Raw genomic sequence first — 20,996 nt, 5'->3', positions numbered from 1 at the left:
ACGGCGAGAGACGAGGGCCGCACATCGGAGTCGCCGCCCCCTCGCCCCCACTACGCACCAGCAAGGAGAGTCGATGACGACCGCGACCGCACCGTCCGTAACACCGGGTCTGTCCCGCAAGCAGCGCAAGACTATCGCCGGCGGTGCCATCGGCACGCTGATCGAGTACTACGACTACTACCTGTACGGCCTCGCCGCGGCGGCGGTGTTCCCCGCGGTCTTCTTCTCGGCGAACGACCCCGTGGTCGCCCAGTTGGCGTCGTTCGCGACCTTCGCCGTCGGGTTCTTCCTGCGGCCGGTCGGTGGCATCGTCTGGGGGATGATCGGCGACCGCGTCGGCCGGAAGACCGTGCTGATGAGCACGGTCATCGGCATGGGCCTCGCCACCGCAGCCATCGGTTTGATCCCGTCCGACCAGGCCATCGGGATCGCGGCACCTCTCCTGCTGCTGCTGTTCCGGCTGCTGCAGGGCTTCTTCGTCGGCGGCGAGATGGGCGGCGCGGCGACGATGGTCGTCGAGGCCGCACCCACGGGGAAGCGCGGGCTCTACGGCGCGTTCCTGATCTCCGGCGCGGGCATTGCCAACGTCGTCACCGGCGGCCTGATGGCGGGGCTCGGGCTCACTCCCGAGTCCTGGTTCCTGCAGTGGGGCTGGCGCCTGCCGTTCCTGTTCTCGCTCGTGCTCGCCATCGTCGCCGTCGTGCTCCGCCGGCACCTGGAGGAGTCCGAGGAGTTCCTGGACACGCAGGCGCTGCAGATCGCGGCGGCCGGCAAGAAGGCGAACCCGCTCGTCGAGGCCTTCCGCCACCCGAAGAACGCGATCATGGGCATCCTCATCGGCCTGCCGCAGTCGATCGCCGGCTACGTGGTGCTCACCTACGGTCTCGCCTTCATGGTGTCGGACAAGAACCTCCCGGCGTGGATGGGCTTCGCCGGCACGATGATCGTCGGCCTGCTGCAGGTCGTGGTCGCGCCGCTGTGGGGAGCGATCTCGGACCGCATCGGACGCCGCACCGTCTACATCATCGGCTGCATCGGGTTCGCGGCGATGGTCTATCCCGCGTTCATGCTGTTCAGCACCGGCAACCTGTGGCTGATCTGGCTGGGCCAGATCATCGGCTTCGTGCTGTTCGGCGTCGCCATGCAGGCGACCCTCTCGACCCTGCTCGTGGAGATGTTCGACCCGGAGGCGCGGACCACCGGCGTCAACATCGGCTACCAGGTGTCGAACACCCTCGGCGGCGGGCTCGCTCCGCTCATCTGCACCGCCCTGGTCGCGGCCGCGGGCGGCTCGTTCTGGCCGGTCGTCGTCTACGCCGCCGTGATCTCCATCGTGGGTGTGATCGCTACGCTGGTGGCGTCGGTCCGGCCCGACGTCGAGGGCGCCGGCCGGCTGCACGAGCTCGCGGCCACGAAGCAGAGCCGCTCGGAGGGGGAGCCGGGATGATCCGCGAGGACGACGCGCCGCCGACGGCACAGGACACCCTGAGCGCGAGGGACAAGGGCTTGCCCGACCGTGCCGTGGGCTTGTCGACGCGTGAGTTCGTGGCGACCGGCCCGCGCCTGGACGAGTTCTGGACGCCGCTGATCGCCCTGGATGACGCCGCGATGACCGCGAACATCGCGACCATGGCGTCCTGGTGCGCGGAGCGCGGCTTCGACCTCATGCCGCACGGCAAGACGACGATGGCCCCCGCGCTCTGGAAGCGGCAGACGGACGCGGGCGCCCTCGGGATCACCCTCGCGACGATGGGGCAGGTGCGCACCGGCCGAGACCTCGGCCTCTCGTCGATCATGCTCGCCAATGCGGCCGTCGACCCGCGGTCGCTCGCGTGGCTGGCGGGCCAGCTGGCCGACCCGGGCTTCCGGTTCGTCAGCTGGGCCGACTCCGTCGCCACGGTCGAGGCCATGGAGCGCGGTCTGCGCCAGGCGGGTGCGCCGCGTCCCGTCGATGTCTGCGTCGAGCTGGGTGCCGCCGGGGGCCGCACCGGCGTCCGGTCACCGGAGGAGGCGGTGGCCGTCGCCGAACGCATCGCCGCCTCTCCGGTCCTGCGGCTGGCGGGGGTGTCGGGATACGAGGGCAGCCTCGGCCACGACCGCTCGCCAGCCGCGCTCGCCGCGGTGACCGCCTACCTGCGCGCGCAGCTCGAGCTGCACACCGCGCTCGCGCCGCTGTACGACGACGGCGAGCTGTACGTGACCGCCGGAGGCAGCGCCTACTTCGACCTCGTCGCCGACGTGTGGGAGGACGCGGCCCGCGACCAGCGCACGCACTTCACCCTGCGCTCCGGCGCGTACATCGTGCACGACGACGGGTTCTACCGGGGGATCTCCCCGTTCGACGAGGGCGCCACCGCACCGGGATCGCCGCGGTTCGTCAACGCCATGCACGGCTACGCGCGCGTGGTGTCGACCCCGGAGCCCGGCCTCGCGCTGGTCGACGGAGGCAAGCGCGACTTCCCGTACGACGAGGGGCTGCCCATCCCGCGAGCCTGGCGGCTCGACGCGTCCGAGCCCTGGCGGCCGCTGGAGGGGCACGTCTCGGCGATGAACGACCAGCACTCGTACCTGCGCACCGGGCAGCCCCTCCCGATCGGAGCGGTCGTGCGGCTGGGCCTCTCGCACCCGTGCACCGCGTTCGACAAGTGGCGCATCCTGCCGGAGGTCGAGTCCGCCGAGTCCGACCTGGTGGTGGACCTCGTCCGCACCTGGTTCTGAGGAGGACGGGATGACACGCACCGTGCTGCGCGGCGGATCGGTGGTCTCTGCCGACGGCCCCGTGCGCGTCGACGTCGCCGTCGACGGCGGTGAGATCGTTCAGGTCGGGCAGGTCGACCGCGACGCCGCCGACACCGTCGTGGATGTCTCCGGCCGGTTCGTGCTCCCCGGGTTCGTCGACGTCCACTCCCACGCCGACGGTCTGCTCGGCGACTCCGAGGTCGCGCTCGCGCTCCTGCGGCAGGGCGTCACGTCGGTGATCGCCGGCCAGGACGGCGTCTCCTACGCGCCGGGCGACGGCGCCTACGCGACCGAGTACTTCGCGGCGATCAACGGCCCGCATCCGTCGTACCGCGGCGGCGGCGTCGGCGCGTACCTCGCCGCCGCCGACGGCACATCGGCGCTGAACACGGGCTATCTCGTCCCGGCGGGGACCGTGCGCTTCGAGGTGTGCGGGCGGAGCGACCGGCCCGCCGCCGACGACGAGCGTCGTCGCATGGCCGGCCTCGTCGCCGAGGGGATGGAGGCCGGAGCACTCGGCCTGTCGAGCGGTCTCGACTACGTGCCGGGCCTGTTCCAGGGCGCCGCCGAGCTCGCCGCCCTGTGCGCGCCGGTCGCACGTGCCGGCGGCGTCTACGTCACCCACATGCGCGGCGGGTACGAGGCGAACACCGCGGCCGGGATCGACGAGGTGGCGGAGATCGCGCAGCGCGCATCGCGGGAGGCGGGTGCTGACCTCAGGGTGCACGTCTCGCACTTCCACGCCGACGCCGACATCGTGCTCGGCCAACTCGACGCCCTCGCGCAGGCCGGGGCCGACGCGACGTTCGACGCTTATCCGTACATCCGCGGCTGCACGCTGCTCGGGATGCCGCTGCTGCCTCCCGAGGTCTCCACGCTTCCGCGGGACGAGGCGGTCGCGGTGATCGCCGACCCGTCCCGGCGCCCGGCGCTGCGCGAGACGGGCGAAAGGCGGGCGACCGGGAGCGCCAGCCTCGGCCCCGACTGGCCGGACATGATCACCGTCGCGCACCTCGCCGCCCCCGAGCTGGCCTGGGCCCACGGCCTCACCCTGCGCGAAGCCGCCCAGCGGGCGGGCACCTCTCCGATCGACTTCGCCCTCGACGCCCTGGCGGCCTCCCGGCTCGAGTGCAGCGCCGTCATGGCGGTGCGGAACGCGCGCCCCGTCACCGAGCTGGCCCGCATCTTCGCCCACCCCGCGCACACCGGCGGCTCCGACGGCATCTTCATCGGCGCCCACCCGCACCCGCGCGCGGCCGGGTCGTTCGCCCGGTACTTGCGCGAGTACGTGCGGGAGTTGGGGACCTGGAGCTGGACCGACGCCGTCCACCACCTCTCGGCACTGCCGGCGCGCCGGTTCGGGCTGGGCCGGCGCGGCGCCGTCGTGGCCGGTGCGGTCGCCGACCTGGCGATCGTCGACCCGGAGACCGTGGCCGACCGCGCCACCTACGAGAGCCCTCGCCGCCTGGCGACCGGCATCGACGACGTCTTGGTCGCCGGTGTCCAGGTCCTCTCCGGAGGCGAGCTGACCGGAGCCCTCCCCGGCCGCGGACTGCGCCGCGCCGCCGGGCGAGCCGCCTGAGACCTCCCCGCAGGGGGATCACCCTGTTGTCAACAGAAAGGAACAGCACCATGCCGAAGACCGGTTTCTACGCGGAGGGGGCACCCGCGCCCGCCGGCCCCTACAGCCACGGGGTCGTCGCGAACGGCTTCCTCTACACGGCCGGGTTCGGGCCGCAGGACGCCGAGAACGGGAACGCGATCGCCGACAACGTGGCGGACCAGACCCGCCAGGTCCTGCGCAACATCCAGAAGGTGCTCGCGGTGCACGGCCTGACGACGGACGACGTCGTCAAGTCGACCGTTCACCTCCAGGACCTCAGCGACTTCGCCGAGTTCAACGCGGCCTACGAGGAGTTCTTCTCGGCGCCCTACCCGGTGCGCACCACGGTCGGCTCGCAGCTGGCGAACATCCTCGTCGAGATCGACGTCGTCGCGGCCCTCCCGCAGGGCTGACGCCCCGGCGCCTGAACGGGCCCGTGCTCGAGACCCGAAGGTCTCGGGCGCGGGCCCGTCCGCGTCCCCCGGCGGCCGACCTACTGGATCGGGACGGCGCCACAGCCGCTCGCCTCCGCCCGCCAGGAGCCGACAGAATCGGTCCGGGATGGTCGGGTGCGACTCATGGCGACGGCACGAGAGTGGATGGCGAAGGGAGACACCGTGATCGAGATCCTCAACCGGCTCGTCGACGAGATCGAGCGCCGGCTCGACGATGAGATCGACATCGACGCGCTTGCCGCCGCCCTGGGAACGACGGGCTATCACGCCCGGCGGATGTTCTCGTCGCTGGCCGGAATGCCGATCTCCGAATACGTGCGCCGGCGGCGGATGACCGTCGCGGCGGCCGACGTGATCGGCGGCGACGACCTCCTGGCGACCGCGGTGCGCTACGGATACGGGTCGGTCGAGGCATTCGGCCGGGCGTTCCGTTCGGTGCACGGCGTGAGTCACGGCGACGTCCGCCGGGACGGCGGCCCCCTTCGCAGCCAACCCACCCTCAGGTTCCGCCTGACCGTCGAAGGGAGCTCCGCAATGGACGCCCGAATCATCGAACGACCGACCTTCCGCCTCATCGGTCATGCCGCGCGCGCGCCGCTGATCCATACGGGGGTCAATCCGCGCATCCAGGAGCACATCGCCGCGCTGCCGGGGGAGGAGCATGCCCGCCTCGCCGCCCTCAGCAACACGGAGCCTGGTGGGCTCCTGCAGGTGAGCGCCGACGTCGACCCCGAGTACCGGGAGGGCAGTGAGCTCACCTACCTGCACGGTGTGGCGGTCGACGTGGACGCGGCAGTACCCGCCGACCTCGACATGATCGAGGTGGAGGCCGGCACCTGGGTCGTGTTCCGCACCTCCGGGTCATATCCCGCCGCGCTCCAGGAGGCCTACGCCGCCTCCGCGTCGGAATGGTTCCCGTCGAACCCATGGCGGCTGCGCCCGGGGCCCCCGATCGTGGCGATCCTCGAGCGCGCCGACGATTTCAGCACGGCGACCAGCGAGCTCTGGTTCCCCATCGAGCGCCAGTGAAGGAGCGCCGCCGGTGCAGGCGCCGTGCACGGCGCATTGGTAATTCTGCCTCGGCCCGGACGCCGTCGGCGTTCTACCCTGGACGCGGGGCGCTGACGCTCCGGGGAGGGGACGCGCGTGTCCGAACTCGAGGAGAACCAGCCGTCCGCGCCGCCCGAGGACGGGGGCGTCGTGCTCACGCCGCCCGAGGCCGTCCCGGAGCTCCGGGAGGAGCAGGCGGTCGGGATGGTCGCGGTGCCGCCCGAGAAGCGCACCGAACTGCAGGAACGGGCGCAGGCCTTCGTGGACGAGCTGGCCGCGATCGAGCCCGGCAGCCCGGAGTTCACCCGCAAGGTCGCCGACATCACGCGCCTGGGCGAGCGGGAGATCCGCTCGTCGGCCGAGACGGCTAACCGCATGCTGGAGCGGCCGTCGTCCTCCCTCGCCGCCGCGCGCGGCCGTGGGGCCGCGTCGGAGCCCCAGGCGCAGGTCGCGCGTGCGCTGCAGGACCTCCGCACGACGGTCACCGACCTCGACCCGGCCCGAGCGGACCTGACGCCGCCGAAGCGCGCGCTGATCCGCCTCCCGGGCGGCCGCCGGCTGACGCGGTACTTCGAGCGGTACCAGTCGGCGCAGAAGCAGCTCGACGCCATCATCGCGGCGCTGATCTCGGGCCAGGATGCGCTGATGAAGGACAACGCCTCCATCGAGCACGAGCGGGAGGCGATCTGGGCGACGATGGGCATGCTCGCCGAGTACAACGCGCTCGCGTCCGCGCTCGACGGCGCCACCGCCGACCGGATCGCGGAGCTGCGAGAGAGCGACCCGGCACGGGCCGACGCGATGACCGCGGACGCCCTGTTCCCGATCCGCCAGCGCCGCCAGGACCTGACCACGCAGATCGCCGTGTCGGTACAGGGCTACCTGGCGCTGGATGTGCTGCGCAAGAACAACGCGGAGCTCATCACAGCGGTCGAGCGGGCGCGGACGACGACGATCTCCGCTCTCCGCACCGCCGTGGTCGTCGCCGACGGGCTGGAGAACCAGAAGCTGGTCCTCGACCAGATCAGCGCCCTCAACGACACCACCGACACGGTGATCGGTCACACGAGCGAGCTTCTGAAGCAGCAGACCGGCATGGTCCACGAGCAGGCGACGTCGTCCGGCGTGAGGGTCGAGACCCTGCAGCGCGCCTTCGACGACGTCTTCTCGACGATGGACGCCATCGACGCGTACCGTGCGACGGCCGTGGAGAGGATGGCCGCCACCGTGGAGGCGCTCGAGCAGCAGGTGGCCCGGTCGCGGAGCTACCTGGACCGGTCGCGGTCGAGCACGACCTGAGCGCTGGCCGGACGTCACGGCAGGTCGAGCTCCAGCCGGGACCCGGCGAAGCGGTCGGCCAGGAAGCGCCCGTTGATTAGCAGAGCCGACGCGTCCTGCTCGATCGCCGCATCCCGCATCGTGCGCGCCGCGGACTCGAGCGCCTGCAGCTGCGCGATCAGCGCCCGAGCCGGCGTCAGCCCGCCGGCGAGGACGTGCTCGGCAGCCCACTCGGCGGGCAGCGCCAGGTAGGCGCGCAGGGTATCGGGGAGGTAGACGGTCGCCGCGACCCGCACGATCACCTCCGGCTCGCCCGTCCCCGCTACCCGTTGAAGCGTCTCGGCCAGCAGTGCGCCGATCCGCCCGACGGCGGCCACCGCCTCGTCCGGCACGCGCCGGCCGACGCGCGCGGCGAGGGTCAGCAGATCCTGTGCGAGGTGGGCATCGTCGACGTGGATCTCGGAGCCGGGCGGCAGGATCCCCAGCGTCTGCAGCGCCCGCGCCGAATCCGCGGAGTCCTCGGCCGCATGCACGGCCAGGGCGGCGACGAGCTGCGCGAACGCCGTCAGCCACTGGCCGAGGGGGATGATGCGGCTCGACAGCGGCACGGTCCCGTAGCGCTGCTCGACCTCCGGCACCCAGCGCGGGCCGGGCTCCCAGCTCAGGGTCAGTGCCTCGGCCTGCCCGGTGAGCCGCAGCCGGGTGATGGCGCCGGGGCGGTGGGCCAGCCGGTCCGCCAGCGATCGGGTGCGCTCGACGGAGAGCGCGCCGGAGGCGACGTCGGGCGGGAGCGAACGGGTGACGCTGTCGACGAGCTCGCGCAGGAGCGACTCCGGGTCGCGGGCCCATTCCGCCCCCGCCAGCCTGTCGAGCTCCATGCTCATGCTCCTGTACCGCGCCGGTTCCGGCAGGGCATCGACCGGATGCCCACGCGCTCATCCAAGCACTCGCGGCCGCCTTGCAGAACAGCGGGAGCGCGGTTCTCGGCCTGCGCTCAGATGGAGGGCCCGGTCGCCGGCGTCAAGAATGGGTACGTTGGGTGAATGGCCGTGAACACGTCGTTGCGTCTGGAAGGCAACATCGCCGAGGAGTTGTCGTTGGCCGCGGTGCGCTGCCTCGCCGGCTTCGACCTCGATCTGCCGTTGGCGGTCTAGTCCGACCAGGTGCGGCGCACAGCGGCCTTCGTGCTGGTGACGAGACTGCGGGCCGGGACGTCGTCGGCCACGACGGCGCCGGCGGCGATGACCGCATCCCGGCCGATGGTGACGCCGGGGAGGATGGTCGCGCCCGCGCCGATCCACACGTTCTCTTCGACGACGATGGGGCCTCCGGTCAGCCACAGCTTGCGGTCGGCGGTGTCGACGGGGTGGCCGACGGTGATGAAGGTCGCCTTCGGGGCCACCATGACCCGCTCCGCCAGGTGGATGCCGGCGTAGTCGAGGAAGGTGCAGTTCTGGTTGATGAACACCCGCTCCGCGAGGTGCAGGTTGCGGCCGTGGTCGGTGAAGAACGGGGGATAGATGGTGGTCCGCGCAGAGAGAGGACGGCCGAGGATCTCCGCGAACAGCTCCGCCTTGCCCGCCTCGTCGTCGAACGGCAGCACGTTCAGCCGCGAGGTGAGCGCCGTCACCTCCAGCACCCGCTCCGACATGGCCTGGAATTCGGGACTGTGGATGCGCATGAGGAAGTCCGACACGCACCGATCCTCGCACGGACCATCGTCACGCTACGGTGGTCCGAGCAGCTGAACCAGGGAGGACCCATGCCGTACGCCGTCGACTTCGAGAACGTCTCCACGGTCGGGCTGGAATCGTCGCCCGTCGCTGAGGCGCTCGCCGGGCTCCGCGCCAACGAGGCGCGCTACTTCCGGAACAAGTACGACCACGTCTTCACCGTCGGGACGGCGGAGGAGGAGGCCGACGCGGTCGAGCGGGTCACCAGCATCCTGGAGGACGAGCGCGGGATCCGCATCGCCTCGCCTGCGCTCGAGGCGACGCGCTTCGAGGTCGACGGCGTCGACTGGACCTACGTGTTCTACGAGTCCGGGCTCTCGGTCAACGTGCTCTACTCGGTCGCGGACGGCGGCAAGCGCGCGGTCGGCTTCAAGCTCTCCGACGGGATGGAGGTGCCGGAGGAACTCTCGGCCTTCAAGTTCGCGCGGCAGAAGTCACGGCTGGCCGGCACCATCCGCGGCTCCTTCTTCGTGATCAAGGGCACGTACTGAGACGAACCCGGCGACCGTCGCGGCGATGAGGTCGCGCACGTCGGCGGCCGTCACTCCGGAGCTCTTCGCCACCCTCATGCCGTGATCGGCCTCCGGCACCGGCACGACCCGGACACCGTCGTGCGAGGACGCCTCGACGGCCACGGTCTCCGCGCTGCCGAAGGGGTCGCGGGTGCCCTGCAGGACCAGGACGGGCACCTCGGGCTCCAGCAGTTCTTGCAGCCGGGACTTCTCCGGGCTCCCGGGCGGATGCAGCGGGAACGCGAGGCACACCACGCCGGCGGCGCCGACCTCGGATGCCGTGCGGCAGGCGACCCGGGCGCCCGCGCTGCGACCTCCGACGAAGAGCGGCAGGCCGGCCGCGAGCTCGAGAATGCGCGGCGCCGTCTCACGCCAGGCGATGTCGAGGGTCGCCGGCCGAGCGGCCACCCTCTTGCCGGCGACGCGCCACGGCTGCTCGTAACGCACCACGGTGACACCGAGCGGAGGGAGACGATCGGCGAGCACGGCCAGGTCGACCGCCTCGATCCCTCCACCCGCGCCGTGGCCGAGCCAGAGGACCGCCGTCGGATGCGCGGCGGCCGCGATCGTGAGCCGGCCGGGCCCGACGGAGGTGGGGACATCGAGGATCATGGCATCGACGCTACCCGGCCGCCGGGTACGACGGGCGGCGCGGGCGAGAGCGGTGGAGAAGTCGTCGAGCGTCGGGGGTGTGGACGGAAATACGAACGTCCAGTCCGAGCCGGATCTTGTTTCCTGCCGCGCGCGGGCGGACCATGGAAGAAGGCGGATGGGGCGCCGCGGGTCGGATGGGGAAGATCACGATGGTCGCAAAAACACGGGTGTGCGCGGCGTGCGGGGCGCCGATCTCGGCCGAGCGCCGACTGGTTCCGACGTCGTCGGGGTCATGGACGGTGGCGGTGGTGTCCGTCGGCTGCCGGAATCCGCTGTGCCCGCTGGCGGCATCGCGCGGCGAGGCCCCGCGCGGCCCTGGCGCACTCGTCGCCTGATCGTCGCCGCTCACCACGCGCCCGGCTCGGACGCGTCCAGCGCACGCACGCTCTCCACTCCGGGAACGGCGGCCAGGTCGTCCACCAGCTTGCCCGTCTGCAGCACGCCTCCCCGCACCCGCACGTGCAACTCGACGCGCTCCGCCGATCCGGCGGCTCCCAGCTCCTCCACCCGGGCCTTCACCCCCGCCTGCGTGCACAACTCCAGCACACGGGCCACGGCGTCGCCGCTCCGGGCGGCGAGCACGACGAGAACCGTCCCCGCGGTGCGGCGAAGGATGCGCTCGGCGGTGGGCAGGGTCCCGACGGCCAGCAGGTGCAGGGCGGTCCCGGCGGCGGCGAGCACCGGGAGGCCGGCCCCGCACGCCATCCCGACCGCCGCGGTCACCCAGATGGAGGCCGCCGTCGTCAGCCCGACGACGCTGCCGCGGTGGACGAAGATCACCCCGGCGCCGACGAAGCCGATGCCCGTCACCACCTGGGCGGCGATGCGGGACGGGTCCGCCGCCGCATGCCCGAAGGCGGTGAAGCCGAAAGCCGAGACGAGGGTGAACAGCGCGGAGCCGAGGCCCACGAGGATGTGGGTGCGGAGTCCCGCGCTCTTGAGCCTCCGCTCCCGCTCGACCCCGATGACGGCCGACAGCACGAAGGCGAGCAGGAGCAGCAGGAGCTGGGTGACCAGCTCCGTCCCGCCGAGCCACAACGTCATGGCCGGATTCTAGGTTCGCGGGGTGCCCCTGCACACCGCAGCTCTACGCGGGAGCGCCCTCCGCCGCACCGCGGCTGCGCGGCCGGACGAACACCAGCAGCGCCAGATGCACCACGGCGAGCACGGTCGCGACCCCCACCGCCGCCAGCCAGTTCCCGGAGGTCGTCCCGCCGCTGAACAGCAGTCCGAGCACGGTCGTCGCCACGATGGCCCCGACGTAGCGCGAAGTCTGGAAGATCCCGGCAGCGACGCCCGCGTCCTCGGGGCGGGCCGACGAGTAGAGCGCCTGATTCATCCCGATGCTGACGACGCAGTACGGGATGCCGAGCGCCGCCGTCAGGAGCAGCACCACCCACGGCGCAGTGGTGAACGCGGCGACCGCGAGGAGGCCGGCCCCGACCACGAGGGCGATCGCCCCGGTCACGAGCGTCGGGCGCAGCCCGATCGACTCGATCGCGCGCGCCGCCAGCGGCGTGATCACGATCGTCACCGCCGCGAGGGGGAACATCAGCAGTCCGGCCACGCCGGCGGAGTAGCCGCCGTGCGTCTGCAGGAACTGAGGCAGGCCGAAGAAGGCGGAGTAGTAGACGACGTTGAAGATCGCGAACGACAGGTACACCAGCATCAGCCGGCGGTTGGCGGCGAGCAGGCGCAGGTCGAGGAACGGGTGCGCGGTGCGCAGCTCCCGCCAGACGAACAGGGCGCCCGCGGCGACGCAGACGGGGAGGAGCCACCACAGCGGCTGCGGCTCGAGGTCGAGCAGGAAGATCAGGAGCGACGTCAGCGTGGCGACGAAGAGCAGGATGCCCGGGATGTCGGACTCGGCGAGCGTCTGCCGCAGCGGAGTGCGCGCACGCTCGGCGTCCTTGGGGGCGAAGAGCCACGCGCCGGCGAACGCGAGCGCGGCGAGCGGCACGTTCACCCAGAAGATCGACTGCCACCCGAGGAAGGTGATGAGCGCCCCGCCGAGGACCGGTCCGATTGCGGCGCCCGACGTGTTGGCGATCTGGATGCGGCCGAGCAGCCGCGGCGTCCCGACGTTCGAGCTCGCCGCCAGGGGACGCAGCATCGCGATCGCGGACGGGAAGGCGGTCGCCGTGCCGATCGCGAGCGCGACGCGGCCGGTGCACACCGCCGCGAACGAGCCCGCGAACGGCGTGAGCGCGCAGGCGAGTGCGACGACGACCATCCCGAACAGGAACAGGCGGCGCGGGCCGAAGCGGTCGCCGAGCCGACCCATCAACGGCTGCCCCGCGGCCGAGGCCAGGTAGAAGGAGGTGATGACCCAGGTGACCGCCGTCACATCCACGCCGAAGTCGTGCTGCAGCGGCACGAGCGCGACCGCGATCATCGACGAGTTGAGCGGGTTCAGCAGCGTGCCGAGGCTGAGCGCCGCGACGGCTGACCCCGTGCGCGGGCGGGCGGTGTCGGCGGAGGCGGTCACTCCATCCAGGCTACTCGGCTCGCGGGGTCAGTCGTCGAGGTCCTCCGTGGTGACGGGGATGGTGGAGCGGTAGGGGTAGGCCGGCATCGACGAGTACTCCTCCTCGTCGGCCAGCTCGTACACGTCGTAGGCGAGGGCGCCGGCGAACGTGGTGGCGACGCGGATCTCCCCGGGCGGGCATCCGCCGATGAGCGGGACGACCACGACGCTGTCGAGGGTCCGGCCGTCCTCGTAGAGGAGGGCCGCTTTGATGGTTCGCGTGAGAGCGTCCATGACCGGACTGTACGCGGTTCTCCCGCGCGTCCCTTGACGGCGCACGGCCTGTCGGAGAAAGTGATGACGAGAGGAGGCTCGCGTGGGAACGCTGATCTACGACGGAGCCGACGGGTTCGCCTTCGACGACCGCGTGCTGGTGCACCTCCAGGCGGTCATCCAGCAGAAGCTGCGCCGGCGGGAGGGCTTCCTGCTGGTCTGGACGGATCGCACCGCCGGGCCGATCGGCGTCCTCCGCTCGATCTGGCTCGACCCGGCCATCTCCGTCCAGTTCGTGTTCACGGGCTCCACACTCCCCGAGCTGAATCGCGACTGGCTGACCCTGCTGAGCGAACGGGCCAACAGCAACTCGGGGCTCATCCTGGAGGACGACCTCCGGGCGGAGATCCGCGAGGAGATGCCCGAGGGCAGCTACCGGGCGAGCAAGACCAGGCCGGGCGCGCGGCACGGGGGGCTCCTGACGTGGGGAAGCTGATCTACGGCCACTCTGCGCAAGAATACGAGTTCGACGACCGGACGCTGTCGCACGTCAAGATCGCGATCGTGACGAAACTGCGCCGGCACGAGAGCTTCCTGCTGAACTGGCAGGTCCCGAGCGAGCACGGCGGCGGCAGGGTGAGTCTCTGGATCAGCCGCGAGATCCCGATGGCGTTCCTCTTCTCGGGCAGCCGGCCGCCGAAGCTCAACGAGCGCTGGATGGACGCCCTGCTCCAGTCGAGCCAGCGCACCGGAGGCATGGTCATCATCCCCGAAGCGGAGGCGGAGACGCGCCCGTCGTAGGACTGAGTCCGGCGACAGCGGACCGCTAGGCTCATCCCGCCCGGCAGGTCGCCGGCAGGACACGCACAGGGGAGTGGATGTCGTTCCAGGCATACCTCGACACGATCGAGGACAAGACCGGCCGCACGCCGCGGCAGCTGGTGGACGAGGCCGCGGCGAAAGGATTCGGGCCCGGCACGAAGGCCGGCGAGATCCTCGCCTGGCTCGCCGACGAGTACGGGCTGGGGAGAGGCCACGGGATGGCGCTGGTGCACGTCATCACCAAGGGGCCGACGATCTCCAGCAAGCATGTCGGGACGGACGGCGTGCATCGCGACGAGTCGGAGACGCTCTGGCTGGACGGCAAGGCGACCAAGCCGTCCCCCTGACCGACTCCTCGGGCGGTGAGGTGCTCGCAGATGCGTGCGACACGCCGCGTGGTGCAGCATCTGCGAGCACCTCAGCGGGTGGTGGCGCTAGGGGAGCAGGGCGAGCTTGCCGCCCGGGTGGCCCTGCTTGAGGAAGGCGAGGGCCTCGGGGGCCTCCGCCAGCGGGTAGGTGCGGGCGACGGGCACCTGCAGGCGTCCCTCGGCGGCCAGATCGAGCAGCCGGCCGCGAACGGAGTCGCGGTACGCCTGGCTTTCGGGCTGGGCTCCGAACACGGCGTGGAAGCCCTCCTGCTGGGCTCGCCCGGCGGCCACGATGGTGACGATGCGCTGCCGGTCGGGCACGAGCTGGAGCGAGACGTCGACCGCCTCGTCGGTGCCGACGGTGTCGAGCGCCGCGGCCACAGGACCTTGGGCGGCCTCGGCGACGCGCTCGGCGAGGCCGGGACCGTAGGCGACCGGGACGCCGCCGAACCGCCGCACCCGGGCGAAGCTCGACTCGCTCGCGGTGCCGACGACCCGGGCCCCGAGCTCGGCGGCCTGCTGCAGGATGCTGACGCCGACCGCGCCGGACGCCCCGTGCACGAGGATGGTCTCGCCCGGCCGGACACCGGTCACGTGAAGCATCTGCGCCGCGGTGGTGCCGACCAGGAGGAGGTTCGCGGCCTCCTCGTCGGACAGCCGGGCCGGCTTGGCGAAGACGTCCTTCGCAGGGACCGTGACCTCGGTCGCGTAGCCCCCGTTGATGCGGAACGCCACGACGGCGTCGCCGACCGCACCCCCGCCCGAGGCGATCTCGGTGTCCGGCCCGATCGCGGAGATCACGCCGGACACCTCGTACCCGATCGGGACCGGCAGCTCGAGACCGTCACGCGGAGCCGAGACGTGCTTGTAGTCGGCCGGGTTCACACCCGCCGCGCGCACCGCGATGGTGACCTCGCCCGCCCGCGGCTCCGGCGTCTGCACCTCTGCGAACTCCCAGGTCTCCGGCGCGCCCCAGGTCGTCGCCCTCCACTGTCGTGCCATGCCCGCAGTCAACCCCTCGCCGGCCGCTGGCTCAAGACGCCGAGACAGCGTCGCTCGCCCGGCCGCTGTGCCGGACGCGCCGAGAGCGGGTGGGAGCCAGCCGCAGCATCTGCGCCGTGGAGCTGTCGTCGAGGTCGACCAGGTCGCTGCGCGACTTGATGAAGTCGCTGAACGAGCGGTAGCCGAGGGCCTTCTCGCTGAACGACGGGTCCATCCGCTTCATCTGGCCCTTCACCGTCGAGCTGTGCAGCCATTCCGAGTCGTCCTTCTCGTGGCCGAGCTGCATCGCCCGGGCGAGCAGCCGGGTCGCGACGAGCTGGCGGTCCTCCGACGGCTCCTCGGCCGAGTCCTCCGCCTCCGCCTCCGCGGTCGCGGCGGCGCGCCTCCGGCCGCCCCTGCGTGCAGGCTGCTCGGGCTCCTCAGCGACCGGAGGGGTCGCGTCCCCGGCACCCTCGGCCGACGCTTCGGCGGCCGGCTCCGCGGTGGTGGACGCTTCTGCCGCGGCCTTGGCCCCCCGGCGGCGCCCCCGCGCAGGCGCGGCAGGCGCCTCCTCCGCTTCGACGCCGACCCCGGCGACCTCCACCTCGTCGGCCTCAGCGGCCTCGTCGCGGGCGACACCGGGCAGGTCGTCGTAGCTCACGAACTCGTCGCACGCCGCGGCGAGCGACTTGGCGGTCGACCCGGCCACGCCGATCCCGATGACGTACCGGCCGAGCCGCTTGACCCGCTGCGCGAGCGGGACGTAGTCGGAGTCTCCGGCCACGATCACGACGTGCGTGAGCTCGGGCAGCCGGAACAGGTCTTCGACCGCATCGACGGCGAGCCGGATGTCGGCGCCGTTCTTGGCGTAGGCGGCGGCGGGAAACAGCTGCACCAGGTCGACCGCGCGGCCCACCAGCTGCCCGCGGTACTCGGCGTTCACGGCGGACGACCAGTCGGCGTAGGCCCGCGTCAGCACCAGCGTGCCGAACGACGAGGAGAAGTCGATGACCGCACCCAGGTCGACCCGTGCCTCCTCCAGCTTCTCCGAGAAGGCGGCCTTCGGCTGGGTGGAGCTCGACTTCGGCCGGTCGCGCATGTACGAGCCGCGGCCGTGCACCTGGTCGTAGCGCGAGATCACGATGTTGTCGAAGTCGATGTAGACGGCGACGCGGCCATCTCCGGGTTCAGTCATGCTGCAACGATATCCCGCGCCCGCCGCGGCAGGGCCGGGCGGGCGCGGGCTGTGGAGAAGCCGCTCCCTGGGGAGAGGCGCACCACGGTCGTCAGGCGCGGGCGTAGCGGTCGGCCACGTCGAGGGCCGCGTCGATCGCGGCGAGGCCGCGGCGCAGCTCGTCCTCCTCGATGACCAGGGGAGGGGCGACGTGGACGCGGTTGAAGTGCGTGAACGGCCAGACGCCGGCCGCCTTGCAGGCCGCGGCGACCTCCGCCATCGGCGCAGCGTCCGCCCCGGCCGCGTTGAACGGCACCAGAGGCTCACGGGTCTCGCGGTCGCGCACGAGCTCCAGCGCCCAGAACAGGCCCCGGCCGCGCACCTCGCCGAGCGACGGATGCCGGTCGAGCCACGACCGCAGCTCCGGCTCGACCACGCGCGAGCCCAGGTCGCGCACCCGGTCGAGGATGCCGTCACGCTCGAACACCTCGAACGTCGCGACGCCGGCCGCGCACGCCAGCGGGTGCCCGGAGTAGGTCAGGCCGCCCTGGAACGGCACCTCGTCGAAGAACGACGCGATGGCGTCCGAGATCACCACGCCGCCCAGCGGCACGTAGCCCGAGTTGACGCCCTTCGCGAAGGTGATCAGGTCGGGCACGACGTCGAACGCGTCGACGGCGAACCACTCGCCGACCCGCCCGAAGCCGACCATGACCTCGTCGGCGATGTACACGATCCCGTACCGGTCGCACAGCTCGCGCACCCCGGCCAGATACCCGGGCGGCGGCACCAGCACACCGTTGGTGCCGACCACCGTCTCGGCGATGATCGCGGCGATCGTGCCGGCGCCCTCGAGCACGATGACGTTCTCCAGGTGCTCCAGCGCCCGCGCGGTCTCCTCCTCCGGAGAGGCGGAGTGGAACGCGCTGCGGTACGGGTACGGCCCGAAGAAGTGCGCGACGGAGGGATCGGTCGGCTCGTTCGCCCAGCGCCGCGGGTCGCCGGTGAGCGCGATCGCCGTAGCCGTGCCGCCGTGGTACGAGCGGTACATCGACAGCACCTTGCGGCGGCCGGTGACCCGGCGCGCCAGGCGAACCGCGTACTCGTTCGCGTCCGCCCCGCCGTTGGTGAAGAACACCTTGTTCAGGCTCCCCGGCGCCACCTCGGCGATGCGGCGGGCGAGCTCCCCGCGCACGTCGTTGGCCATCGACGGCTGCACGGTGGCGAGCCGCCCGGCCTGCTGCTGGATGGCCGCGACGAGGTCGGGATGCTGGTGACCCAGGTTGAGATTGACCAGCTGCGAGCTGAAGTCGAGGTAGGCGTTGCCGTCGTAGTCCCAGAACGTGGAGCCCTCGCCCGCCGCGACGGGCAGCGGGTCGATCTTCGCCTGCGCGCTCCAGGAGTGGAACACGTGGCCGCGGTCGTCCGCGCGCACCTGCGCCTCGGCCGCTGCGTCGCCGAACGCGTGCTCGGCGCCGTGCCGGTCGACGTATCCCGTGCGGGTCTGCGCCGCCGAGTGGATGGTGTCGGTCATGTCGTGGTCCTCGTCGGTCTCAGGAGTTGCCGGGGAAGGCGAGCTCGATGCGGGAGTGCACGGGGTCGGGCCAGCGCGTGGTGACCACCTTGCTGCGCGTGTAGAAGTGGAACGACTCCGGCCCGTAGATGTGCGAGTCGCCGAACAGCGAGTTCTTCCAGCCGCCGAACGAGTACGCGCCGACCGGGACGGGGATGGGCACGTTGATGCCGACCATCCCGACCTCCACCTCGAACTCGAAGCGGCGGGCCGCTCCGCCGTCGCGCGTGAACAGGGCGACGCCGTTGCCGTACAGGTTCGCGTTGATCAGCTCGACCGCGTCCTCGAACGTGTCGACGCGCACCACGGAGAGCACCGGGCCGAAGATCTCGTCGTCGTACGCCTTCATGCCGGGCTTCACGTGGTCCAGCAGGCTGACGCCGACGAAGAAGCCGTCTCCCTGGAACTCGCGCCGGGTGCCGTCGGCGACGACGGTCGCGCCCTCGGCGGTGGCTCCCGTGACGTAGGAGGCGACCTTGTCGCGGTGCTCCCGCGTGATGAGCGGACCCATCTCGCTTGCCGCGTCCGTGCCCGGTCCGATGCGCAGCGCGTCGAGGCGCGAGTGGATGGCGGGCACCAGCCGGTCGGCCACGTCGCCCACGGCCACGACCACGCTCACGGCCATGCAGCGCTCGCCGGCGGAGCCGTACGCGGCAGAGACCGCGGCGTCGGCGGCGGCGTCGATGTCGGCGTCCTCCAGCACCACCATGTGGTTCTTCGCACCGCCCAGGGCCTGCACGCGCTTGCCGTTGGCGGAGGCGCGCTGGTAGATCGAGCGCGCGATCGGGGTCGAGCCGACGAAGCTGACCGCGGAGACGTCAGGGGAGTCGAGGATGGCGTCCACCGCCTCCTTGTCGCCGTGCACGACGTTCAGCACGCCGTCGGGGAGCCCGGCCTCGCGGAACAGCTTCGCCAGGTAGACGGACGCGCTCGGGTCCTTCTCGCTCGGCTTGAGGACGACGGTGTTGCCGCACGCGATCGCGCTCGCGACCATCCACAGCGGCACCATGACGGGGAAGTTGAACGGGGTGATGCACCCGACGACGCCGACCGGCTGCTTGACGCTGTGCACGTCGACGCCGGTGGAGACCTGTTCGCTGTACTCGCCCTTGAGCTTGTCGATCAGGCCGCTCGCGAACTCCACGTTCTCCAGGCCCCGGCCGATCTCGCCCGCGGCGTCGGAGAGCACCTTGCCGTGCTCGCTCGTCACGATCGCGGCGAGCTCGTCCTTGCGCTCGGTGAGCAGGTGGCGGAGGCGGAACAGCACGTCCGCGCGCTTCGTCAGGCTGGTGGCGCGCCAAGCGGGGAAGGCGGCCCGCGCGGCGGCGATGGCCCGCTGGGTCTCGGCGGTATCGGCGAGCGCGACCTCGTGCTGCCGCTCACCCGTGGCGGGGTTGAAGACAGGGCCGGTGCGCACGGCGCCGGTCGGCTCGGCGGGCGACTCCTCGCCGGCGATGAAGTGTCGGATCAGGGCCACGGGGGTCCTCCTCGAGGGTTCGGCCGGACGTTCTGCCCGGCCGGGGCGGTAGGCTTTCCTCCCAATGATCACAGAGCGGGGGCCGGAGGAGCGATGCCAGATCGTCGGGACCACGGAACGGGTCGGACAGTTCGTCCGGATGCGGGCGAGGCATCGTCGGCCGTGCTGCCCACCGTCCGCGAAGTGCTGCGGATGGAGCCGGTCGCCCGCGCGCTGCCGGAGGTGCTGACCGGCCGCGAGCGGCTCGACGCGCCGGTACGCTGGGTGCACGTCGCCGAGACCGCGGAGGCGGCGCGGCTGGGCTCGGGCGGGGAGCTGCTGCTCGCCACAGGCGTCGGCTGGCCGGCCGACGACGCGTCGCTGCGGCGGCTCGGGCGCGTGCTGATCGAGGCCGACGTCGCCGGGCTCGTGCTCGAGCTGGGGCCGCCGATGCCGGTGCCTCCGCCCGCGCTGGTGGACGAGTTCCGCACCGCGGGGCGGCCGTTCGCGGTGCTGCACAGGGAGGCGCGGTTCGTGGCGATCACGGAAGCCGTGCACTCGCGGATCATCGCGGAGCAGATGGGGGCGCTGCGGGCGAGGGACGACATCCATGCGCTCTTCACCGATCTCAGCCTGCGCGGCAGCCCCGCCGACTTCATCGTCGAGCAGGCCGCACGCGTGCTCGGCTGCCCGGTCGTCCTGGAGGACACCAACCACCGCGTGATCGCGGCCGGCGGGATCGACGCGGCCTCCCGCACCGGCGGGGGAGCGGAGCTCGCCGACTGGGAGCAGCGGTCGCGCGCCGAGCACCGCTCCCGCACGGGCGGCTGGACGATCGTCCCGGTGGAGGCGCGCGGGATGCGGTGGGGGCACCTGATCGCGCTGCCGGGGGAGCCGCACCCGGCCGGCCGCTCGAACGTGCTCGAGCAGGCGGCCGTGGCGCTGGCGCTCAGCCGCCTGACCGACCGGGACGACGACGAGTGGACGCGGCGCAGCCACGACGCGCTGCTCGCGTCGCTGCTCGGCCGCCGGTTCGCCGGGGAGGGCGGCGTGACCGCTCGGTTCGAGGCGGCCGGGTTCCCGCTCAGCGGACGGACGGTCGCGGGCGCTGCGGTGCGGCTGCGGTCGGGCACGCTGCCCGCGTCCGCCGCGACGCGGGCGGTGGAGGCCGCGCGGGCGGCGGGGGTGGATGCGGTCGCCGGGCGGCATCCCGAGCAGGCGGGGACGCTCGTCGTGGCGGTGTCGCCGCGGCCGGGCCGGGCGCTCGGCGACGCGGTGTTCGCCGCGATCGCGGAGGCCGCTGCGTCGTCGCGGACGGACGACCCGGCGGCGGTCGTGGCGGTCGGGTCGGACGCGCGGGGCATCGCGGGGCTCCTCTCCTCGCTGGAGGAGGCGGTGGCGCTGGCGACCGCCTCCGCGGGGGGACGGCCGGAGGGGCAGCGGCTCGGCCGCACGGTCGTCGTGCAGCGCGTGTCGCACCGGCCGCTGCTGCGGCTGGTGAACGCGCTCGGCGGCGATCCCCGGATGCTGGAGCACACGGAGCAGATGCTGCGGCCGCTGATCGAGCACGACCTCGCCACCGGCGGCGACCTGGTCGAGGTGCTGCGGGCGTACCTCAGCCACCCCGGCAACCGCACCCGCGCCGCCGCGGCGAGCCACCTGTCCCGGTCGGTGTTCTACCAGCGCATCGCCCTCATCGAGGAGCTGCTCGGGATGGACCTCGACGACGGCGAGACCGTCGCCGCCCTGCATGCGGCCGTGCTGGCGCGGGGCCCGGCGCGCTGACGCGCCCGGCGCATCCGTGGGACGCAACACGCCGCAACCCGTCGCGCGCAACGGCGTGTTGCGTCAACCAGAC

Annotated in this window: 21 protein-coding genes; 11 read left to right on the top strand and 10 right to left on the bottom strand. The window is 72.3% G+C overall.

Annotated elements, in window-relative coordinates:
* Positions 1 to 73: 73 nt before the first annotated feature.
* The 6 genes from HNO83_RS13525 to HNO83_RS13500 all read left to right on the top strand — a co-directional run bounded on the left by HNO83_RS13525 (position 74) and on the right by HNO83_RS13500 (position 7,146).
* A complete protein-coding gene (locus HNO83_RS13525; protein ID WP_175338044.1) occupies positions 74 to 1,447 on the top strand; it encodes an MFS transporter in 1,374 nt (457 codons plus the stop codon).
* A complete protein-coding gene (locus HNO83_RS13520; protein ID WP_175338043.1) occupies positions 1,444 to 2,718 on the top strand; it encodes an alanine racemase in 1,275 nt (424 codons plus the stop codon). Before HNO83_RS13525 ends, HNO83_RS13520 begins: the two co-directional genes overlap by 4 nt.
* A gap of 10 nt (positions 2,719 to 2,728) precedes the next feature.
* Positions 2,729 to 4,321, top strand: coding sequence for an N-acyl-D-amino-acid deacylase family protein (locus tag HNO83_RS13515; protein WP_175338042.1), 1,593 nt, complete (start codon positions 2,729 to 2,731; stop codon positions 4,319 to 4,321).
* Between the two features lie 50 nt (positions 4,322 to 4,371).
* The gene (locus HNO83_RS13510) at positions 4,372 to 4,755 is read left to right on the top strand and encodes a RidA family protein (RefSeq protein WP_175338041.1); all 384 of its coding nucleotides are present in this window, start codon (positions 4,372 to 4,374) and stop codon (positions 4,753 to 4,755) included.
* 186 nt (positions 4,756 to 4,941) lie between these two features.
* Entirely contained in the window at positions 4,942 to 5,826 is an 885-nt protein-coding gene (locus tag HNO83_RS13505; protein ID WP_175338156.1) for an AraC family transcriptional regulator, read from the top strand.
* Positions 5,827 to 5,943: 117 nt separating this feature from the next.
* Positions 5,944 to 7,146 (top strand): toxic anion resistance protein, encoded by a 1,203-nt coding sequence (locus HNO83_RS13500; RefSeq protein ID WP_349627205.1) that lies wholly within the window; start codon positions 5,944 to 5,946, stop codon positions 7,144 to 7,146.
* A 14-nt stretch (positions 7,147 to 7,160) separates the two neighbouring features.
* Here HNO83_RS13500 and HNO83_RS13495 read toward each other — a convergent pair whose 3' ends face one another.
* Together HNO83_RS13495 and HNO83_RS13490 are read right to left on the bottom strand one after the other, a co-directional pair.
* Complete coding sequence (locus tag HNO83_RS13495) at positions 7,161 to 8,003, bottom strand: hypothetical protein (RefSeq protein WP_175338040.1); 843 nt, start codon at positions 8,001 to 8,003, stop codon at positions 7,161 to 7,163.
* Between the two features lie 272 nt (positions 8,004 to 8,275).
* Positions 8,276 to 8,821 (bottom strand): DapH/DapD/GlmU-related protein, encoded by a 546-nt coding sequence (locus tag HNO83_RS13490; protein ID WP_349627204.1) that lies wholly within the window; start codon positions 8,819 to 8,821, stop codon positions 8,276 to 8,278.
* 66 nt (positions 8,822 to 8,887) lie between these two features.
* Between HNO83_RS13490 and HNO83_RS13485 the strand changes: the two genes are divergently transcribed.
* Entirely contained in the window at positions 8,888 to 9,349 is a 462-nt protein-coding gene (locus HNO83_RS13485) for a DUF8821 family protein (protein WP_175338039.1), read from the top strand.
* Here the strand turns inward: HNO83_RS13485 and HNO83_RS13480 are convergent.
* The 4 genes from HNO83_RS13480 to HNO83_RS13465 all read right to left on the bottom strand — a co-directional run bounded on the left by HNO83_RS13480 (position 9,293) and on the right by HNO83_RS13465 (position 12,785).
* Positions 9,293 to 9,982 (bottom strand): alpha/beta hydrolase family protein, encoded by a 690-nt coding sequence (locus HNO83_RS13480; RefSeq protein WP_175338038.1) that lies wholly within the window; start codon positions 9,980 to 9,982, stop codon positions 9,293 to 9,295. The two genes, HNO83_RS13485 and HNO83_RS13480, sit on opposite strands and share 57 nt — an antisense overlap.
* A gap of 387 nt (positions 9,983 to 10,369) precedes the next feature.
* Complete coding sequence (locus HNO83_RS13475; RefSeq protein ID WP_175338037.1) at positions 10,370 to 11,068, bottom strand: MgtC/SapB family protein; 699 nt, start codon at positions 11,066 to 11,068, stop codon at positions 10,370 to 10,372.
* Positions 11,069 to 11,111: 43 nt separating this feature from the next.
* On the bottom strand, positions 11,112 to 12,512 hold the full coding sequence (locus HNO83_RS13470) for an MFS transporter (RefSeq protein WP_349627202.1): 1,401 nt from the start codon (positions 12,510 to 12,512) through the stop codon (positions 11,112 to 11,114).
* Positions 12,513 to 12,539: 27 nt separating this feature from the next.
* Entirely contained in the window at positions 12,540 to 12,785 is a 246-nt protein-coding gene (locus tag HNO83_RS13465; RefSeq protein WP_175338036.1) for a hypothetical protein, read from the bottom strand.
* Positions 12,786 to 12,867: 82 nt separating this feature from the next.
* On the opposite strand from HNO83_RS13465, the gene HNO83_RS13460 reads away from it, so the two are divergent.
* The 3 genes from HNO83_RS13460 to HNO83_RS13450 all read left to right on the top strand — a co-directional run bounded on the left by HNO83_RS13460 (position 12,868) and on the right by HNO83_RS13450 (position 13,933).
* On the top strand, positions 12,868 to 13,260 hold the full coding sequence (locus HNO83_RS13460; RefSeq protein WP_175338035.1) for a DUF7882 family protein: 393 nt from the start codon (positions 12,868 to 12,870) through the stop codon (positions 13,258 to 13,260).
* Entirely contained in the window at positions 13,248 to 13,565 is a 318-nt protein-coding gene (locus tag HNO83_RS13455) for a DUF7882 family protein (protein WP_175338034.1), read from the top strand. The genes HNO83_RS13460 and HNO83_RS13455 overlap by 13 nt, the downstream gene beginning before the upstream one ends.
* A 77-nt stretch (positions 13,566 to 13,642) precedes the next feature.
* The gene (locus HNO83_RS13450; RefSeq protein WP_175338033.1) at positions 13,643 to 13,933 is read left to right on the top strand and encodes a DUF4287 domain-containing protein; all 291 of its coding nucleotides are present in this window, start codon (positions 13,643 to 13,645) and stop codon (positions 13,931 to 13,933) included.
* An 87-nt stretch (positions 13,934 to 14,020) separates the two neighbouring features.
* Here HNO83_RS13450 and HNO83_RS13445 read toward each other — a convergent pair whose 3' ends face one another.
* The 4 genes from HNO83_RS13445 to HNO83_RS13430 form a co-directional block, all read right to left on the bottom strand.
* Positions 14,021 to 14,956, bottom strand: coding sequence for an NADP-dependent oxidoreductase (locus HNO83_RS13445; protein ID WP_175338032.1), 936 nt, complete (start codon positions 14,954 to 14,956; stop codon positions 14,021 to 14,023).
* A 31-nt stretch (positions 14,957 to 14,987) separates the two neighbouring features.
* Entirely contained in the window at positions 14,988 to 16,130 is a 1,143-nt protein-coding gene (locus HNO83_RS13440; RefSeq protein ID WP_175338031.1) for an NYN domain-containing protein, read from the bottom strand.
* Between the two features lie 91 nt (positions 16,131 to 16,221).
* A complete protein-coding gene (locus HNO83_RS13435) occupies positions 16,222 to 17,643 on the bottom strand; it encodes an aspartate aminotransferase family protein (protein ID WP_175338030.1) in 1,422 nt (473 codons plus the stop codon).
* Between the two features lie 19 nt (positions 17,644 to 17,662).
* Positions 17,663 to 19,159 (bottom strand): CoA-acylating methylmalonate-semialdehyde dehydrogenase, encoded by a 1,497-nt coding sequence (locus HNO83_RS13430; protein WP_349627201.1) that lies wholly within the window; start codon positions 19,157 to 19,159, stop codon positions 17,663 to 17,665.
* Positions 19,160 to 19,321: 162 nt separating this feature from the next.
* On the opposite strand from HNO83_RS13430, the gene HNO83_RS13425 reads away from it, so the two are divergent.
* Entirely contained in the window at positions 19,322 to 20,923 is a 1,602-nt protein-coding gene (locus HNO83_RS13425) for a PucR family transcriptional regulator (RefSeq protein ID WP_349627200.1), read from the top strand.
* Positions 20,924 to 20,996: the final 73 nt, after the last annotated feature.

It is taken from the genome of Leifsonia sp. C5G2, from assembly GCF_013359685.1.
Taxonomy (GTDB): Bacteria; Actinomycetota; Actinomycetes; order Actinomycetales; family Microbacteriaceae; genus Leifsonia.
The sequence above is the reverse complement of the archived record's forward strand: the minus strand, read 5'-3'. Positions and strand labels throughout refer to the sequence as shown.